This window comes from Burkholderia sp. RF7-non_BP4 (genome assembly GCF_001521935.1).
Lineage (GTDB): Bacteria > Pseudomonadota > Gammaproteobacteria > Burkholderiales > Burkholderiaceae > Burkholderia > Burkholderia diffusa.
This window is the reverse complement of sequence record NZ_LOTA01000057.1, coordinates 55,589-74,185: the sequence shown is the minus strand read 5'-3', so window position 1 is coordinate 74,185 and position 18,597 is coordinate 55,589. Positions and strand designations below refer to the sequence as shown.

The following is an 18,597-nucleotide window of genomic DNA, read 5'->3' as shown; positions in this document are numbered from 1 at the left end:
GAACGACAACAAACACGCAATCGAACCTGAGATCGACGCCATGAGCACGCCTCTGAAGACCCTGATCACGAAACTGAATCCGCTGTGCCGGCACGCGACCGAGCGCGCGGCGAGCGCGTGCCTGGCGCGCGGCCACTACGAAGTCGATCTGGAGCATCTGTTCCTCGCGCTGCTTGAGGAAGCGACGGGCGACCTGCCGCTCGCGCTGCGCGCGAGCCGCGTCGATCCGCATGCGCTGCGTGCCGATCTCGAGCGTGAACTCACGCGCCTGAAGACGGGCAACACGCGCACGCCGGTGTTCTCCGTGCACCTGATCGCGCTGTTCGAGCAGGCCTGGCTGATCGCGTCGCTCGATTCGCAGCTCGGCCGCATCCGCTCGGGGCACCTGCTGCTCGCACTGCTGACCGCGCCCGATCTCGCGCAGTTCGCGCAGCGCATGTCGTCGCAGTTCGCGGAAATGAACGTGACGGATCTGAAGCACAAGTTCGACGAAATCATGGCCGGTTCGAGCGAGGCCGAGCCGCGCCAGGCGGATGCGGAAGACGGCGACGTCGCGCCGGCCGCCGACGGCGCCGCGCCCGCGGCCGGCCCGTCGAAGACGCCCGCGCTCGACACGTACACGACCAACCTCACGCAGCGCGCGCGCGACGGCAAGATCGACCCGGTGATCGGCCGCGAAGCCGAGATCCGCCAGGCGATCGACATCCTGATGCGCCGCCGCCAGAACAACCCGATCATGACCGGCGAGGCCGGTGTCGGCAAAACGGCGGTCGTCGAGGGCCTCGCGCTGCGGATCGCGGCCGACGACGTGCCGCCGCCGCTTTCCGGCGTCGCGCTGCACGTGCTCGACATGGGCCTGCTGCAGGCCGGCGCGAGCGTGAAGGGCGAGTTCGAGAACCGCCTGAAGAGCGTGATCGACGAGGTGAAGAAGAGTGCACACCCGATCATCCTGTTCATCGACGAGGCGCACACGATCATCGGCGCGGGCGGCCAGGCCGGCCAGAACGACGCGGCGAACCTGCTGAAGCCGGCGCTCGCGCGCGGCGAACTGCGCACGATCGCCGCGACGACGTGGAGCGAATACAAGAAGTACTTCGAGAAGGATGCGGCGCTCGCGCGGCGCTTCCAGGTCGTGAAGGTCGAGGAGCCGAGCGAGCCGCTCGCGGCCGCGATGCTGCGCGGGATGTCCGGGCTGATGGAGAAGCACTTCAACGTGCGGATTCTCGACGACGCGATCACCGAGGCCGTGCGCCTGTCGCATCGCTACATCAGCGGTCGCCAGCTGCCGGACAAGGCGATCAGCGTGCTCGACACCGCGTGCGCGAAGGTCGCGCTCGCGCACAGCGCGACGCCGGCGGCGATCGACGACACGAAGAAGCGCATCGAGCGCATCGACGCGGAAATCGCGTCGCTGGAGCGCGAGGCGGCGGGCGGCGCGGCGCACGACGAGCGGCTCGGCGAGCTGCGCGGCGCACGCGACACGGCGCTCGCGCAATTGACCGAGGACGAGGCGCGCTATGAAGCCGAGCGTGCGATCGTCGCCGAGATCACCGTGCTGCGCGAGACGCTCGACAAGGCGCGCGGCCCGTCCGAAGACGGCGAGCCGGTCGACGTGCCGGCCACGCGCGAGAAGCTGGCCGAACGCGTCGCGGCGCTGCATGCGCTGCAGGGCGGCGAGCCGATGGTGCCGCTGCAGGTCGACGGCCACGTCGTCGCCGAGATCGTCGCCGCGTGGACGGGCATTCCGCTCGGCCGGATGGTGAAGGACGAGATCGACACCGTGCTGAACCTGCAGCCGCTGCTGACCGCGCGCGTGATCGGCCAGGACCATGCACTCGACGCGATCGCGCAGCGCGTGCGCACGGCGACCGCGAACCTCGAGGATCCGAACAAGCCGCGCGGCGTGTTCATGTTCGTCGGGCCGTCGGGCGTCGGCAAGACCGAGACCGCGCTCGCGCTGGCCGACATCCTGTACGGCGGCGAGCGCAAGATGGTCACGATCAACATGAGCGAGTACCAGGAAGCGCACAGCGTGTCGGGCCTCAAGGGTTCGCCGCCGGGCTACGTCGGCTACGGCGAGGGCGGCGTGCTGACCGAGGCCGTGCGCCGCAATCCGTATTCCGTCGTGCTGCTCGACGAGGTCGAGAAGGCGCACCCGGACGTGCTCGAGATGTTCTTCCAGGTATTCGACAAGGGCACGATGGACGACGCCGAAGGGCGCGAGATCGACTTCCGCAACACGCTGATCATCCTGACGTCGAACGTCGGGTCGGCGGCGGTGATGCAGGCGTGCCTGAACAAGCCGGCCGAGGAGCTGCCCGATCCGGACGCGCTCGCCGAGGCGCTGCGCCCGCAGCTGTACAAGACGTTCAAGCCGGCGTTCCTCGGCCGGATGAAGGTCGTGCCGTACTACCCGATTTCCGACGACGTGCTGGCCGAGATCATCGAGCTGAAGCTCGAACGGATCCGCCGCCGCATCGAAGCGAACCACAAGGCCGCGTTCGAGTGGGACGAATCGCTCGTCGACGCGGTGCTCGCACGCTGCACCGAGGTCGATTCGGGCGCCCGCAACGTCGACCACATCCTGAACGGCACGCTGCTGCCGGAGATCGCGGGCCACGTGCTCGGCCGGATCGCCGACGGCGCGGCCATCGCGCGCATCGCGGTGCGCGCGGACGAGGCCGGCGAATTCGCGTACACGGTCGAATGAGCCCCGCGCGCGACATCTCATGCATCAACGGATTCACTGAACCATGCCGATCAATCTCCCCGAGCTGCTGACGCCGATCAGCGACGCGTCGCCCAGCGGCGACGACCTGCTGTTCTCGAACGAATTCGACGCGATCCAGGACGCGCGGCGCTATGACGATCCGACGCTCGACCAGGGCGAGTGGGTGACCGAGATCAAGGAGGCCGACTGGGGCTTCGTCGTCGATCACGCGGGCGAGCTGCTGCGCACGCGCACCAAGGACCTGCGGCTCGCCGTGTGGCTGACCGAGGCGCTCGCGCTGGAGGACGGCATCACCGGCCTCACCGAAGGTTATGCGCTGCTGGAAGGCCTGTGCCGAGACTACTGGGACACCGTTCATCCGCTGCCCGAAGGCGACGACGTCGAATACCGGCTCGGCAACGTCGCGTGGCTGTCCGGCCGCACGGCCGAGCTGCTGCGCGGCATTCCGGTGACGGACGGCGCGTCGAACGCGTTCACCACGCTCGACTGGGAAGTCGCGTTGCACGTGGCGCAGGCCGTGAAGCGCGACCCCGAACATGCCGACGACATCGCGCGCGGCAAACCGTCGGTCGAGCAGGTCGATGCGTCGCGGCGCGTGACGTCGATCGCGTTCTACACGACGCTGCTCGCGAACCTGAAGGCGTTCGAGTTCGCGCTCGATGCGTTCGAGGAGCGGCTCGTCGAACGCGCGGGCGATTCGGCGCCGAGCTTCCGGCAGGCGCGCGACGCGTTCGAGACCGTGTATCGGCTCGTCGAGCGCTTCGCGCGCGAGCAGGGATATACGGGGAGCGCGCCGCATGCGCCGTCGGCGCCGCAGGCGCAGCCCGAGCGTATCGAGCCGAGCTTCGGCGACACGTTCCACAGCGAGGAGACCCACGTGCAGTCGCAGACCGCTCCGCGTCCGCCGGTGACGCAGATGATCGCCGGCATCCAGAACCGTGCGCAGGCCGTCGACCAGCTGCGTGCCGTCGCGCGTTACTTCCGCCAGACCGAGCCGCACAGCCCGGTCGCGTATCTGGCGGACAAGGCCGCCGAATGGGCCGACATGCCGCTGCACAAGTGGCTCGAGAGTGTCGTGAAGGACGACGGGTCGCTGTCGCACATCCGCGAACTGCTCGGGGTAAGGCCCGACGAGCAGTCCTGAACGACGGAACCTTGACCTGAGAGCGCGGGCCCGGCTGGCTCGCGGCAACAAGAACAGGAAGACGCATGAACGTGACCGAACTGGCACAGGCGATCCGCGGCGGCCTGATTCAGCAGGACCGCTTGCTGAAGACGGACATCCCGTCGCTGCCGAACAATGCGCTCGTGCCGCGCCGCGCCGTGACCCGTTCCGAGCTGGGTCGCGATTTCAGCGTGACGCTCGATCTGGTGTCCACGGCGAGCGACGTCGAGCTCAAGACGCTGATCGCGCAACCGATCACGCTGTGGATCCAGCAGGCGGACAAGTCGTATCTGCCGATCAACGGCTATGTGCACACGGCGCGGCGGCTCGGCGCCGACGGCAGCCTGTCGAGCTACCAGCTGCGCTTCGCGTCGTGGATGCATTTCCTCAAGTTCCGCAGCGACATGCGGTACTGGCAGGACAAGCCCGTCGACGCGATTCTCGCCGACGTGTTCGACATGCATCCGCAGGCCAGGGGCCGATACCAGTTCGCGCTGTCGAAGCCGTTGCCGTCGCGGTCGTACTGCCGGCAGAGCGAAACGGACTGGAATTTCGTGCATCGGCTGATGGAGGACGAAGGGCTGTTCGGTTTCTGGCGGCACGGCGAAGACGGGAAGTCGCATACGCTCGTCATCACCGACGACGTGCATGCAGTCGATGCGCTGTCGCCGAATGCCGTCACGTTCGACCGCTCGGGCACGGGAACCGAAACGGCCGGTTTCACGCAATGGGCCGCGTCGCGGACATTGCAAAGCACGCTGCACACGACGCGCACGTTCGACTACAAATCGCCGTCGTCGGCGGGCAATCCGAACGGCACGTCGCTGCCGACGAAGGCCGGCCAGGGCGACCTGCCGGGGCAGGCGGAAATCTACGAATACACCGGCGCGTACACGTATCCGGGCCAGGACCGCGGCGAACATCTGTCGAAGATTCGCCTCGAGGAGTGGGAGTCGCGCGCGAAGCGCTTCTTCGGCGTGGGCGGCGTGCGCGCGATCGATGCCGGCCGGCGCTTCACGCTGACCGGTCATCCCGAGCACGATCGCGATTCGGCGAGCGATCGCGAGTTCGCGGCCATCGGCGTCACGCGTTACATCGAAAACAATCTGCCGATCTCGGACCACGAAGCGAACTTCCCGCATAGCCTGCAGGATCAGTTGGCGCAGGCGAAGGCCGGTCACGGTGAGGCGGCCGCGTTTCAGGTCGGGCATGACGACGGTTCCGCCGGGTTCTATCTCGTCGAGGTCGAGGCGCAGCGCGCGAGCGTGTCGTATCGCAGCCCGTTCGAGCACCGCAAGCCGGCGATGCAGCTCGAGACGGCCGTCGTCGTCGGCCCGAAGGGCGAAGAGGTGTATACCGACGAGCTGAACCGGATCAAGGTCATGTTCGTCTGGGACCGGCAGAGCGAAGGCCGCGAGACGGCATCGTGCTGGATGCGCGTCGTGCAGTCGGATACCGGCGGCGGCTACGGCGGCGTGCATATTCCGCGGGTCGGCGAGGAAGTGCTGATCGGCTACATCGGCGGCGACTGCGACCGGCCGATCGTCATGCATCGCGTGTACAACGGCGCCGTCAAGCCGCAGTGGCATAGCGACGGGATCCTGTCGGGCTTCCGGTCGAAGGAGTATGCGGGGTCGGGCCACAACGAGATGGTGCTCGACGACGCGACCGGGCAGAACCGCGCGCGCCTGTTCAGCAGCAGCGCGAATTCGCTGCTTCACCTCGGCTACCTGATCGAGCAGAACGGCAATACGCGCGGTGCGTATCTCGGTTCCGGCTTCGACCTGCGCACGGATGCGTACGGTGCGATGCGCGCCGGGCAGGGTTTGTACGTGACGACGCATCCGAAGCAGGCGAACAGCCAGCCGCTCGACGTGAGCGAGGCGAAGCAGCAGTTGGCCAATGCGCAGGGGCTGGTCGAGTCGATGTCGCAGGTCAGCGAGATGCATCAGGCGGAGAGTCTCGGCGCCGGTCACGATGCGCTGAAGCAGTTCGCCGATGCAACGCAGAACAGCGTGGCCGGTGCGAGCGCGGGCGGGGGCAGGACGGCCGGCGGCGGGACGGGGAATGCGAACGCGTTCAAGGAGCCGGTGATGCTGTTCGCGAGCCCGGCGGGGATCGGGGTGGCGTCGCAGCAGTCGGTGCATCTGGCAAGTGATCGGCAGACCAATATCGTCAGTGGTCAAAGTACGTTCATCACCAGCGGGAAATCGCTGATCGCAGGCATCCGCGATCGCGTCAGCCTGTTCGCGCAGAACGCGGGGATGAAGCTGTTCGCCGCGAAGGGCAAGGTCGAGGTTCAGGCGCACGCGGACAATATCGAGTTCACCGCGCAGAAGACGCTGAAGATGGTGGCGGCGACCGAGGCTGTCGACGTGGCTGCGAAGCAAGAGATATTGCTGACGTCGGGCGGTGCTTACATCCGCATCAAGGGCGGCAACATTGAGATTCACGCGCCGGGGAAAGTGGATTTCAAGGGCGCTCAGCACCAGTTCAACGGTCCGACGAGCATGCAATATCCGCTGCCCGCGATGCCGGGCGGCACGTGCAAGCAATGCGTGCTGAATGCACATAGCGGTCGTGAATCGATGGTCGAGGCGGATTGATGGACGAGATTGACGATACGGATGTCGCCGGCGAGACCGCCGCGGATCTGCCGAATCCACGCGAGCCTGAATGGCCGGCGTTCGTCGAAACGCTCAGGACGTCCCTGGAGCGCGGGACCGGCGACGGCCGTGCGTTGCAGCTTTACGTGCTCGTCGACACCCGTGGCTATCAGGAACTGGACGCGCGGCTCGCGACCTTACGCGGCCTGCGTTACGCGTCGCTTTGGACCGATACAGGGCTGGATGCCTATACGGACATCGCGCCATACCTGATTGCGTTCGACCGTCACGCGCTCGACGCCGAGGATGCCGAGCAGCATCATCTGCTGCGTCAGCTGTGGCTGGACGCGGTGGATCTGCACGCGGTGACGTGGTTGTTGTCGACGTGGTCGTTCGATGCGCTCGATGCGCATTTGCGCCGGTACGTGAAGTACACGCTGGCGAACGGCCGCGCGTACTACCTGTTTTTCTTCGACAACCATGTATTCGCGCGGCTTCGACAAGTGTGGAGCGATATGCAGGCGCAGCAGTTTGTCGCCCCGTTCGACGAAATCCGGTATCGCGACCGGCGGCTCGACGAAGTCGTGTGGCGCAACCACGCGCCGGCGATCGAAGGGGCGATGTTGACAAGTGACGCGCCGGGTCTGAGCGAGCGGCAGCACGCGAAGTTGATCGAGCTCGGGTATCCGGACAAGCTCGTGCTGAAGTTTCGCGAGACGATGGGGGCGATGGTCGACCATTTGTCGGATGCGGAACTGTATGGCGAGGTTGTCGAGCAACTCGATCGCGCTGCCGCGCATGGGATCGCCGACGAAGCGGAATTGCAGTGCTACGTGATGACGGGCCTCTTGATTGCGCCGCGGTTCGACGAGCATCCGGCGGTGCGAGCGTGCCTTGGAGCCGTGGCTCACGGAGAGACGACGCTGAATGACGCGCTGGCGTCGATCGACGATACGACATGGGATGCGATTCGCGATGCGCACGAGCGGGAATTGACGGAGGCGCTTCGTGGCTTGGTGTAAGTCCGCGCTGGGTATGTTCCTGCTTGCGGTTTTGTGCGCCTGCGAGCATTCGGAGCCGGTGTATAGCGGGATTTCGGTGATGGGACGGAATTATCTGCCGTACAACATAAGCGGCTTCACAGTGACGGACGCATTCGGAAACAAGGCAAGCGGAGGTGGGGATGACCCGCCGGGCACGGGCGGGGGGAGCGTGACGTGCTGCTACCGACTTAAGGGCTCCGAGTTCACGATCGCATGGAAGTATTACGACGCAGATCGGTGGACGATGGACGACGCGCACGAGCGGGAAGTCGAGACGAAAGTTGTGATGCCACCGTCACCCCTTCCCGAGCAGGTCGGCAGCCGTATTCTCGAAGTTCATTTCTACCCGGATCGACATGTTGAGCTTCAATTTCCCGGCGAGCTTCTCGACAATCCGCGTATTCCGATCGTCGACGTTTCCCGATGGATGGCGACGCACTACCAGGCGCAACTGGATAGGAAATTTGCGGATACGGACGGGCAGTCGCACCGGCGCATTGCGCGCGCAGTGGCCGCCGCGTGGTTGAAGTACGGTCTGACAGACCTGCGTGATCTCGAGCAATACGCATACTTCGACCTGCTCGTGAACAGCCGATTCGATGCTCATCCGACGGTTCAGCGCATCTTGCGGACTGTCGGCGGCCAACCCGGCAGGTTCGCGAAGTCGATGGAGAGTGTCCCCGAGAAGGTGCTTTCTGCGCTGACGAGCGACAACTTTGAATCCGTCGCTGTACCGGCGATTCACGACGACTTGCTGCCGTCAATACGCACGGACGAGCCAGGACATGGTTAGAAGACGGCGGCTCTGTCAACGAGAGACGGGTGCGTGTTGCGCGACAGGCGGAGCCATGCTGGTACAGCGAGATGCAGGCAATGCATGGACGATATTCGGAAGGAAAACATCAGTGAATAGAGCAACGAGATTTTCGAGGTTGGCGAGTCGTGTCCTGGCGGGGTGTCTGCTCGTGACGGCCGTGACTGCGTGTGGGAAATCGGAGCCGACATACAGCGGGATTTCCGTTATGGCCCAGAACTATCTGCCCTATAACCTGGACAAGTTCACGATCACCGATGCTTACGGCAACAAGGCTAGCGGCGGCGGTGACAGCATGCCGGGCGGGGGGGGAGGCGTGACTTGCTGCTATCAACTCAAGGGGACCGATTTCACCGTCAAATGGGACTACTACGACGTTGACCAGTGGCATAAGGGAGACGAAGCAACGTTTCACGCAGAAGCAAAGGTCATGCTGCCGCCGTCAAAGATTCCGGAAAACGTAGGAGCTCGAATTCTTGCGGTTCATTTTTATCCGGATCGTCACGTCGAGTTTCAGTTTCCTGGTGCGCCGACGGATGAATCGCGAATCCCGATGATTGATGTGTCTCGTTGGGTTGCGAGTCACTACCAGGAGCAATTGAACAAGCGATACGACGAGCGTGACGATCAGCAGCATCGTCGCATTGCGCGCATTGTCGCTGCCGCGTGGCTGAAATACCGGCTGACCGATGTCAACGATCTCGAGCAGTATGCGTATTTCGAACTGCTCGTGAATAGCCGATTCGACGCGCATCCTGAGGTGCAGCGGATACTGAAAACCGCCGGCAGTAAGCCCGGGGCGTTCTCGAAGTCGATGCAAGCGCTGCCACCGAGCGTTTTGTCCGAACTGCGGAGCGGAAGATTCAAGGCAGTGGCGGTGCCGGCCGTTCCCATGGGGTTGTTGCCGCCGCAGCGGGCAGAGGAGAAAAAACATGGCTGAGAAAATCAAGCTCGACCCTGACGATACGACTCCACTATCGGTGTACATGCAAGTTGCCCGCCAGAATGAAACCATGTATCCGAAGAGCGATTGCATGCCGTGTGGAGCAACGATACGCATGGGATTCTTCTTTGATGGATTTGGCCGCAACCGTGACACCGACGATTCGGCGAGCTCGCAGTACTCGAACATTTCGCGGCTTTGGGAAGCACATCGCGAAATGAAGGACGTGCGACGGCCCGTGAATCAGTTCTGGTATCGCTACTATTACTCGGGCCTGGGTACACCGTTGAACGACGACAGCGACAGCGACGCTTGGCAAAATACGAAGAAGGCGGCACTCACGTTGGGAGCGAAGAAAGCCGCCGGTTCTGCGAAAAAGATCGGCGAGTCATATACGCGAGTGAAGGCACCGATCGATCAGGCTGATCTTGGCAAGCGCGCCAAGGCGGCGGGAATGGAGATTCTCAGCGGGGACTTTTCATTCCGGCCAATCGAGAAAGCATTCGCGGATCTGCGCAGGGACATCGAACGCATTCCCGCTCAGGCGCGGCGCATCACGAACGTGCTGAACGCGTCGCCGGAACGACTCTGGGAACGGACCAAGGCAACCGGCAGGCTGCTGTGGCGCAACGCGAAGAATGACGCCAAGGCCAACATCAGGGGAAATCCGATCAAGACGGCCATCGCGGTTGCACGCGGTCTTTTCGTCGGACTGGTGATGGAGAACGTGCCGATCGTACGTGACAACGCGGTCATGGCGAGAGTCTTCGGAACAGGTGTTGATACCCGCCTTATCGCCGCAAAAAAACAGTTCGAGGATGCATACAATGAAGTGAAAAAGAAGATGCCGAAGGTGCGCGTCATCGAGGTATCGGTATTCGGTGCGGATCGGGGCTGCGTGCTGGCGCGGGCGTTCGTCAACGATCTGGCGGAGAAGTACAAGCGCAGGGACGATACAGACCTGGCAATCGAGGGTGTCCCCATTCAAATCAAGTTTGTAGGTTTATTCGATGCAGTTTCGTCAATCATGTCGGAAGAGGTTGGCGAACTGATCGGATTGATGCCATATATGGGGCTGATCAAACCGAACTATAAAGACCGTCATCTCGGCATACCCGCAAGCGTGCAGCGCTGTGTTCATTTCGCGGCCGCACATGAAATGCGCTTCTATCAGCGCCTTGACAGTCTGGAAAAAACGCGCGGCGAGCAGTTTCTTTACCCCGGAACGAGTTGCGACGTCGTCGGCGGTGCGGTAAACGGTTCGCTCGGTCTGAATGCGGAGTTGATGAGGATACCGCTTCGCGACATGCTTCTGGAGGCACTGAAGGCCGGCGTGGCGATAGACATGATGGAGGATATGTACCTCTACAAGCGCAAGACTTTCGACAAGTTTTCCATCGCCCACCCCATCAACTGTGACGGCAAGCAATACCGCATCAAACAACTCGTCGACGCATACTACGCCCTCGTGCCCCGTAAGGCGGGCGTCGACTTGCTCGCGCACTCGAAGATATTCATGCGCTGGATCGCAGCGCGTTACATGGATCCTGCCTTCCGCCGCACGATTTCCGATCCGGTAGCCGACTGGAAGCGAAACATGAGCGACGCCGACCTGCAGCGCAAGACGACGAAATCACAGCTCGACTGGGAGCTGCAGCGGCAAGGCATCAACATGAGCATGCTGGCCAGCCGCAGCCCGGCGGATCAGGAGAAGCTGCGGGGGATGAAGGCGGCGAGCGACGCGGCGCAAAAGCGCTACGAGAAGTTGATCGCTGAAGCGCCGAACGACTATTCGACGGTCTGGGAGCGTCTCGAGAAGGAGGCTGCCAAGAAGCTGCGGCGCGCATCATACCAAGACGGCCTGAAGCAATCGGCGGAGCGCATCCGAAACACGCCCGACATCTGGGATTCCGATAACAAGGCAAGCGCGGCCGCGATCGAGGCGGCAATGCTGCCCGAAGCTGAAATAGAGCTCGTGTCTGCCTGGAAGGAAGGCATCGAGGGTAAGAATCCGCTGCCACCGGACGTCATGGCTCTGTTCGACATGCTCGTCCATGATACGTTGCTGACGAGCTGGCAGGACCATGTGCTTGCTCCCGCGTTGTATTTCCGGACACGGGACAAGGATGAGTTCGGGGTGACCGATGAGGCCAAGGAGGCGAAGCAGCGCCAGAAGGATGATCGCGTTGCGGCACGTATCGACCAGGCCGCTAAACAAAGTCAAGAGTGGGCAAGGGGTTACAAGGGCGGTGCAACGCCACCTATCCGTTGACCGGCGTTACGGGATGACGGAGCGCTTTCCTCAAACGTATTCAGAGAAGAGCGCTCCTGCAGAAATCCGTCTTGTTCGAATGCAGAATCGCTGAAATACCCGGCTCGCCGCAGATTCAGCATAGACCCGAGCCTGCAAGGAATGCAGCGGAACCCGCCCGGGCCGTGGCGCCTCACGCCCCGCCGACACGTCTCCGCGTCCGCCGCACGTTGCGCCTCACGCGTGCCTTTTTGCGATCCTCGATCCACGGCAGCATCGAAATGCTTGCCGCACATAGTAACAGCCCACCAATCAGGACAAACAGACCGATTCCGATTTCACGCACCCATGCGCGCCCCTCAACCGCTTCGTTGCGCCGGGCAATGCCCGGAAACATCGGCGAAACGCGCAGGTCTTCATTCGCTGCCGCGCTGCAATACTTCTTCGTGAACGCGGCGAATTGTTCACGACTGATATTCGAAGCGGCCGAACGCGAATACTCCGGCGACCCGGCAGGCTGCCACGTCGTCTCATACTGCTGCGTCTGTCCCGCGCCATAGCGGAACACGGCGTGCGCCTCCCATGTCGCACCAGACTTGCCGTATCGCAGAGACAACTCACATCGCTCGACAACGGCGGTAACGTGAGGCCACGCACGAGCGCGAACAAGAATGGCGGAATTGATCGTGCCGCCTATACCCACCAGCACGAAGACCGCGCCAACGAACAGGAGGATGGCCAACCACAAGCAGCGTATTGCGTATTTCACAGAAATCGCTGGATTCGATAGTGGGTCGGTGAGGTGACTGACCGGTTGACTATGCGCGAGCAGCTGGAGCATGCACAATCCACGGGACGAGTCTGCCGCTATCCGGTCCCCGGCGCGCGATGCCTACGAATCGCCGCCTACTGCCCCACCCTGAACTCGATCCGCCGATTCCTCGCCCGCCCCTCCGCCGTATCGTTCGGCGCAATCGGCTGATCCGGCCCGACGCCCGTCGTCGTCATCTGCTGCGGCGGGATGCTCTTCGTGATCAGATAACCCTTCACCGCATCCGCGCGCGCCTGGCTCAGCGCGATGTTCGACGTCCGGTTCCCCGAGTTGTCGGTGTGGCCGATGATGTCGACCGTGCGGTTCTGCAGCTTCGACAGCGCGGCCGCCATCTGGTCGAGAATCTGCTTGCCTTGCGGCGTGAGCGTCGCGCTGCCCGTCTCGAACTCGATCGTGCGATTGGCCAGCGTCTGGTCGAGCAGCCCCTGCTCGGACGCCGACACGCGCAGCCCGTTCTTGATCGTGTACGTCGGATTCAGCGTATTCGCCATGTCGCTCGCGAGTTGCTGGCGCTGCGCTTCGTTGTGCACCTCGCCCTTCATCTCGATCTGCGTGCCGTTGATCTTCAACTGGCCCTTGCTGATCTGCTTCAACTGCGCGCCGAGCAGCTTCTGCACGTTCGCGCTCCAGTTCGGCGGCGTCGCGACGTCGCCGACCTCGATCTGGTCGACCACGTTCGTCGCGCCGTAGGTGTCGCGCAGTTTCTGCAGCACGGCGGCCTTGGTCGCCTCGTCGGGCACCTTGCCGCCGACCACCACCTGGCCGGGCGTCGCGTTCGCGGGCGGCGGCGAGATCGTGCCGGCCGTGCCGTGCACCACCGTGCCGGACGCCGTGGCCGGCGCGGCGCCGGGGTTGGCGTTCGCAGGCAGGGCCGCGGTCGCGACCGTGCCGTTGCCGACCGGCGTGACGGTCGCGCCGCCGGTGTTCTGCGCATGGGCCGCGCCGCTGGCGACGAGGCCGGCGGCGGCGAGGGCGGCAACGAATGCCGAGCAGCGCGTGCGGCGGACGTGAATCGTGCATTGCATCCCGTCAGCCTCCGATGAACGCTTCGCGGAACGCGTCGATGGCGACGCGCAACGAGAGTTGCGGTTGGTCGAGGTAGCTGACGAGCTTGCTGATCTGCTGATCGTTTTGCGCATGGGCGTCGATCCATTCGGGATCGTCGATGTCGATGTTGTGGGCGGCGTAGGTCTGCGGGTCGACGACGCTCAGCAGCGTCTTCGACGACGCGCCGTTGAAGCCGATGATCAGCCGTTCGCGCTCGGCGATCGTGCCGATGAAGATCGCGAGCTCGAAGTCGGCCTGCGCGACGAACGGTGCGATCAGTTCGAGCCAGAACGCGGCGACGAGGCTGCGATAGAACGGGTCGATCGGCAGCGGCAGCGTCAGGCCGCGCTCGATGTGCGACGAGCCGCTCTGCATCACGGGCCGCAGCAGCGAGCCGAGCGCGAGCATGGCGCCGCGCAGCCGGACCGGATGGCCGCTTTCGAGCAGCATCTGCTGCAGGCCATACAGCGACTGGTGTTCGATGAAGTCGTTGAAGGTGCCGTCATGCGACGTGCCGGGGCCGCCGACGTCGATCGGCACCTGCGTGTCGCCGAGCGCCTGCAGCGCGCCGGGCGGCTCCTCCTTCGCGAGCAGCGGCGGCATCTGCGCGGCGACGCGCGACCACAGCCGGGCGAATGCGAGCGGACTGCGCGCGAGGAACGCGAGCGGCCGGTCGACCTCGAGCGCGGTCGCGCCGAGAAACGGGAAGCGGCGCATCGACACGTCGTGGCTCGCGACCATGTGCCCCGCGATCGCGAGCTTGCTGCGCGAGCCGAGGAACGCGAAATGCATCGGCTTCGCATCCTCGTAGACGATCTTCCAGCGCGGATCTTCCGCGAGCAGTTCGAGCGCCTGCGCGATCCAGCGATCGAGCGTCTGCAGCAGTTGCGGATTGTGCGGGCTCTTCACGAAGTCGCCGCGCGACGGAATCTTGCCGAAGTAGGCGATCTGCGCCTGAACGGTTTGCGTCATTGCGCCCCCTGTGCATTCGTTGCGGCGGCGGCCGCGACGGCCGGCGCCGGTGCCGGTGCCGGTGCCGCGGCCGGCGCGCCCGTGCCCGCCTGCGTCGCGTTCTGCGCGGCGCCCGCGCTCGCGTCGGCGACCGACGACGGCAGTTGCAGGCCGCGCAGGCTCTGCTGCTGCGGCTGGTCGCCGCCGCCGCTCGTCGGCTGCGACGTGCTGATGATGCGCATCGTCACCGACACGTTCACGCTGCCCTGGACCCACGTGAGGTCGAAGGTGCCGTCCGGACGGCGCTTGCGCTGCGCCGAGTTGATCAGCTTCTCGAGACCGTAGCGGCCCGGTTCGTTGACGAGCTGCACGGTGCGGCCGTCGAAGGTCGTCGCGGACAGCGTCGCGCCCGGCGAGCCCTGCGGGTTCGGCCACACGAAGTTGGTCCACTGCGGCGGCGTGTTGCGATAGCGCAGTTGCTGGCCGTCGATCGCGATCGTGTATTCCGTCGTGCCCGTGCTCGGCTGCGGCAGGATCTGGAACACGGTCTGCGGTTCGGCCGCCGCGGCCGTGCCGCCTGCGGCGCCGCCGGCGAGCGGTGCGACCCAGCGCGCGAAGCCGTTCGTGAAGTCGGGCGTGAGGCCGATGCCCATGTCGCCCCACGTGCGGGCGGCGAGCGTGTCGCCGCGGCGCACCGCGAGCGGGCCCAGCGTCGTGCCGACGAACTTCGCGATCGCGCCGTCCGGACCGAACACCTGCGCGATTTCACCGGCGCCGGCCTCGACCTTCGCGTTCGCCGCGAACGGGTACTTCGTCGCGAGCGAGCTCTGGAACGGCTGGTAGACCTGCGCGTTCCACACCTTGTTGACTTCGGCGCTCGCCGGCTGGATCACCACCGAGAACGCCTGCATCAGCGGGCGCACCAGCAGCGGACGCAGCGACTTGCGTTGCGAATCGGTGAGGCCGGTCAGCATCTGCTCGTCGACGAACTTCAGCGAATCGGCGAGTTCCGAACCGTTGCCGTCGAGCGTCTGCTGCATCAGCTGACGCGCGCCGGGGCCGGGGTCGCCCTGGTTCTTGATCACGTTGAAGCGCGTGCGGACCTTCGACAGCGAGTCCATGTAGCCCTTGAGCATCGACGTGCCGTCGTGCGTCGCGACGATCCGCGCGAGCCCGATGAATTCCTGGCCGATCGGACCCATCGGCACCTCGGCCGGATTGCCGTTGATGTCGATGTTCGCGGCGGCCACCTGACCGGCCTGCGAGCGCGTGAACAGTTGCTTGACCCAGTTCACGACGCCGGTCTGCGCCTTCTTGATCGCGACGTTCGCCAGCGACGGGTTGTCCCACGACGTCTGGTCGTACGCGGTCTCGAGGATCTTGCGGATCGGCGAATCCTGCGGGTCGCCGAGGCGGTTCATCCCGTCGACGGCCTGGCCGAAGCTGCTGAAGCCCTGCACCGCGATGCCCTGCATGAACTTCTGCCAGTGCTGCGCGTATTCGGTCTTGTACATCCCGACGAGCGTCTTCTGGATCTGCTCGGGGCTGCCTTCCAGCGTCAGGTCGTCCTGCGTCGACGTGTTCAGCACCCAGTCCTTCGCCTGCAGTTCCTTGGTCGCCGCGTCGCGGATCGCCGGCTGCACGTAGTCGAACCACGCCTCGCGCGTGAACGTGCCCGGAATCGCATAGCTGCCGGCGACCAGCCCCTGGTTGCCGTCGCCGACGATGCGCGCGATGGTCATCGGCGCGAAGCGGGTCGACGCGCGCGCCTTGATTTCCTCATAGACGCGCTGGCGGGCCGGCATGCCGCGCACGACGCGGCGCAGGTTCTCGCGGGTCTGGTCGACGAGCGCGAGATTCGCGTCGATCATCGGCCAGTCGTCGTCGTTCACGCGCGCGAGGTAGAAGGAGATCATGCGCTCGGCGCTCTTGATCATCTCGTCGCGCGGCATGTTGCCGCGATTCGTCTCGAGCCAGCCGCGCCAGAAGCGGGCGAGCTGGTCGGTCAGGTGCGCCTGTTCGACGTGGCGCTTGTCGGACAGCATCAGGTAGGTCTTCAGCGCGTTGTACGCGTCCTGCACGTTGGTCGGCGACGCGTCGCTGTACAGCCCGCCCTGCGGTGCCGCCGCCTGTTGCGGCGCGGCGGCCGTCGCGGCGGATGCGCCCTGCGCGGCGCCGGCGAGCGGCGTGGCGCCCGGCGGGTTCGTCGACACGGGAATCGCGCCGCCCTGCACGGCGCCCGATTCGGGCGGGCGCGTCATCGGCACGAGCTGTTCGGGGTGCGCGTTCACGTCCTTCATGAACGACGCGAGGTTCTGCGAGACCGGCGCCAGCAGGATCTGGCGCACGCCGTTGTAGTACTCGGTCAGCAGGTGCTGTTCGAGACGGTCGCCCTGGTACAGGCCGAGCGATACCGACACCGGCTTGTCGCGGCGGAACTGCTCGAGCTGTTCGATCCGGTCTTCCAGGATGTCCATCGCCTGCAGACGCGACTGCAGGTCGTTGCGGCCCTGTTGCAGGCGCGTGACGTTGTCGAGGTCGGCCTGTACGTTCGCGACGAGCTGCTGGTTGCCGATCGTCGACCAGGTCCAGCCGCCGAGCGCGAGCGCGAGCGCCGCGACGAAGCCGAAGAAGGTCGCGTAGCGCAGGCGGGTCTTGGTCGGGCTCGCGAACTGGCGCACGGTCTGGCGGTCCGCGAAGATCACCTTCGAGAACAGGTCGCGCAGGAAGAAGCCGTTCTTCGAAAACGCGCTGTGCGGCTTGGGCAGCGCGCTCGCGTCGAGGCCGAAGCGGTGCGCGATGCGCTGCGCGGCGGCGCTGTTGGTTTCGCCCTCCTGCAGCGCGCTGGTGAAGTAGAAGCCGCGGAAGATCGGCTTGTACTGGAACGGGTTGTTCTCGAACAGCGTCGCGAGGAACGCGCGCAGCGCCGGCTTGATCGTCGAGAATTCGAGCGGGAAGCTCAACTGGCCCGGCGACAGCTGGTTGCCGCGCGACAGCGACAGCTGCGCGACGCTGATTTCCTTCAGCCCTTCGTAGAGTTCCTCGAAGTGCGTGTCGAACTGCGCGACGACGTCGCGCTTGTCGTCAGGCTCGTAGGGCAGGGTGGCGCCCCACACGCGGTCGTATTCGTGCTTGTCGCTGCTGCTGAAGAATTCGGTGAAGCCGGTGATCAGGTCGGCCTTCGTGAACATCACGTAGACCGGCGCGAACACCTCGAGCTTTTCCGTCAGCTCCTGAACGCGCTGGCGGAGGTTTTTCGCGAGGTTGATCGCGAATTCGGGGCGGTTGCCCGTCAGTTCGGCGATGCTCGCGGTAACGATGATGCCGTTGATCGGCGCCTTCGGGCGATAGCGCTTCAGCAGGCCGAGGAAGCCGAGCCATTCGCTGCGGTCTTCCTCGTGCACCGAGTAGCGGCCGGCCGTGTCGAGCAGGATCCCTTCGGTCGTGAAGAACCAGTCGCAGTTACGCGTGCCGCCGATGCCGTGGATCACGGCGCTGTTCTTGTCCGCGAACGGAAACTGCAGGCCGGAGTTCAGCACCGCGCTGCTCTTGCCGGCGGCCGGGTTGCCGATGACGATGTACCACGGCAGCTCGTACAGCGCGGAGCCGCCCGACACCTGGCCGATCTTCGACGTCTTGATCGTCTTGACCGCGTCGGAGAGGCGCGTGCGCAGCACGTCGAGGTCGGCCGTCTTCGTGTCGGGTGCGAGCGCGGCCGCGGCCGGCGCGGCGATCTTGCCGCTTTCCGCTTGCTCCTCCAGCACCTGGCCGAGCTGCTGGTTCGCGCGCTTCACGCGCCAGCGGCGCACCAGCGCGACGCCGAGCCACAGCACGAGGATCGCCGCGAAGGCGATCACCGCCCACAGGAGCGGCAGCTGCAGCATGTCGGCGACGATGAAGAGAATCGCCGCTAGCGCGATGATCCCGACAATCGAGAGCGTACGCGGATGAGTCAGCACGTTGAGGATGCGTTGCATAGGACGTTCAGGTTCCGGTGCGATTCGGTGAGGCGACGCAGGCGCGCCGAGCGGCAAGCGTGGCGCCGCGGTGTGTCGCCATGCTGTCAAACGGGATGAAAGGGGCTGGCATCAATGCGCCCGCGGCATCGGAGAAGGCGCGCGCAATAATGAAAGGACGCTGTGAGAATTAAAACGGAAGCGGCGATCGGAAAAAATCGTGCAACGGAATGCCCGATCGATTGCGCCGCTCAAATC

General features: G+C 64.8%; 11 protein-coding genes. 7 read left to right on the top strand and 4 right to left on the bottom strand.

The annotated features are described in order from the left end of the window. Positions 1 to 40: 40 nt before the first annotated feature. From tssH to WS49_RS20770, 7 genes are all read left to right on the top strand, one after another. Entirely contained in the window at positions 41 to 2,710 is a 2,670-nt protein-coding gene (gene tssH / locus WS49_RS20800; RefSeq protein ID WP_059532810.1) for a type VI secretion system ATPase TssH, read from the top strand. A 43-nt stretch (positions 2,711 to 2,753) separates the two neighbouring features. Beyond that, positions 2,754 to 3,875 carry a type VI secretion system protein TssA gene (tssA, locus tag WS49_RS20795; RefSeq protein WP_059532808.1) on the top strand — a complete coding sequence of 374 codons (1,122 nt, stop codon included), beginning with the start codon at positions 2,754 to 2,756 and terminating at the stop codon, positions 3,873 to 3,875. Between the two features lie 65 nt (positions 3,876 to 3,940). Further along, positions 3,941 to 6,502, top strand: coding sequence for a type VI secretion system Vgr family protein (locus tag WS49_RS20790; protein WP_059532805.1), 2,562 nt, complete (start codon positions 3,941 to 3,943; stop codon positions 6,500 to 6,502). Further along, positions 6,502 to 7,524: a DUF4123 domain-containing protein gene (locus tag WS49_RS20785; RefSeq protein ID WP_059532802.1), complete on the top strand. Its 1,023-nt coding sequence runs from the start codon at positions 6,502 to 6,504 to the stop codon at positions 7,522 to 7,524. The genes WS49_RS20790 and WS49_RS20785 overlap by 1 nt, the downstream gene beginning before the upstream one ends. Before the next feature lie 13 nt (positions 7,525 to 7,537). After that, entirely contained in the window at positions 7,538 to 8,338 is an 801-nt protein-coding gene (locus WS49_RS20780; RefSeq protein WP_059532799.1) for a DUF3304 domain-containing protein, read from the top strand. A 229-nt stretch (positions 8,339 to 8,567) separates the two neighbouring features. Further along, positions 8,568 to 9,299: a hypothetical protein gene (locus WS49_RS20775; protein ID WP_373557198.1), complete on the top strand. Its 732-nt coding sequence runs from the start codon at positions 8,568 to 8,570 to the stop codon at positions 9,297 to 9,299. After that, positions 9,292 to 11,574, top strand: a complete 2,283-nt coding sequence (locus WS49_RS20770) for a phospholipase effector Tle1 domain-containing protein (protein WP_059532793.1) — start codon at positions 9,292 to 9,294, stop codon at positions 11,572 to 11,574. The genes WS49_RS20775 and WS49_RS20770 overlap by 8 nt, the downstream gene beginning before the upstream one ends. 172 nt (positions 11,575 to 11,746) lie before the next feature. Here the strand turns inward: WS49_RS20770 and WS49_RS20765 are convergent, their stop codons facing one another. From WS49_RS20765 to tssM, 4 genes are all read right to left on the bottom strand, one after another. Continuing rightward, positions 11,747 to 12,394 (bottom strand): DUF3592 domain-containing protein, encoded by a 648-nt coding sequence (locus WS49_RS20765; RefSeq protein ID WP_257127686.1) that lies wholly within the window; start codon positions 12,392 to 12,394, stop codon positions 11,747 to 11,749. Positions 12,395 to 12,459: 65 nt separating this feature from the next. After that, a complete protein-coding gene (locus WS49_RS20760) occupies positions 12,460 to 13,410 on the bottom strand; it encodes an OmpA family protein (protein WP_059532787.1) in 951 nt (316 codons plus the stop codon). A 4-nt stretch (positions 13,411 to 13,414) separates the two neighbouring features. Further along, positions 13,415 to 14,404 carry a type VI secretion system-associated protein TagF gene (gene tagF, locus WS49_RS20755; protein ID WP_059532784.1) on the bottom strand — a complete coding sequence of 330 codons (990 nt, stop codon included), beginning with the start codon at positions 14,402 to 14,404 and terminating at the stop codon, positions 13,415 to 13,417. After that, positions 14,401 to 18,360, bottom strand: coding sequence for a type VI secretion system membrane subunit TssM (gene tssM / locus WS49_RS20750; RefSeq protein ID WP_059532782.1), 3,960 nt, complete (start codon positions 18,358 to 18,360; stop codon positions 14,401 to 14,403). The genes tagF and tssM overlap by 4 nt, the downstream gene beginning before the upstream one ends. Positions 18,361 to 18,597 lie beyond the last annotated feature (237 nt).

Coding starts and splice junctions, on each gene's coding strand:
- tssH (WP_059532810.1), top strand. CDS start 41: ATGAGCACGCCTCTGAAGACCCTGATCACGAAACTGAATCCGCTGTGC.
- WS49_RS20770 (WP_059532793.1), top strand. CDS start 9,292: ATGGCTGAGAAAATCAAGCTCGACCCTGACGATACGACTCCACTATCG.
- tssA (WP_059532808.1), top strand. CDS start 2,754: ATGCCGATCAATCTCCCCGAGCTGCTGACGCCGATCAGCGACGCGTCG.
- WS49_RS20790 (WP_059532805.1), top strand. CDS start 3,941: ATGAACGTGACCGAACTGGCACAGGCGATCCGCGGCGGCCTGATTCAG.
- WS49_RS20760 (WP_059532787.1), bottom strand. CDS start 13,410: ATGCAATGCACGATTCACGTCCGCCGCACGCGCTGCTCGGCATTCGTT.
- WS49_RS20765 (WP_257127686.1), bottom strand. CDS start 12,394: ATGCTCCAGCTGCTCGCGCATAGTCAACCGGTCAGTCACCTCACCGAC.
- tagF (WP_059532784.1), bottom strand. CDS start 14,404: ATGACGCAAACCGTTCAGGCGCAGATCGCCTACTTCGGCAAGATTCCG.
- tssM (WP_059532782.1), bottom strand. CDS start 18,360: ATGCAACGCATCCTCAACGTGCTGACTCATCCGCGTACGCTCTCGATT.
- WS49_RS20785 (WP_059532802.1), top strand. CDS start 6,502: ATGGACGAGATTGACGATACGGATGTCGCCGGCGAGACCGCCGCGGAT.
- WS49_RS20780 (WP_059532799.1), top strand. CDS start 7,538: ATGTTCCTGCTTGCGGTTTTGTGCGCCTGCGAGCATTCGGAGCCGGTG.
- WS49_RS20775 (WP_373557198.1), top strand. CDS start 8,568: ATGGCCCAGAACTATCTGCCCTATAACCTGGACAAGTTCACGATCACC.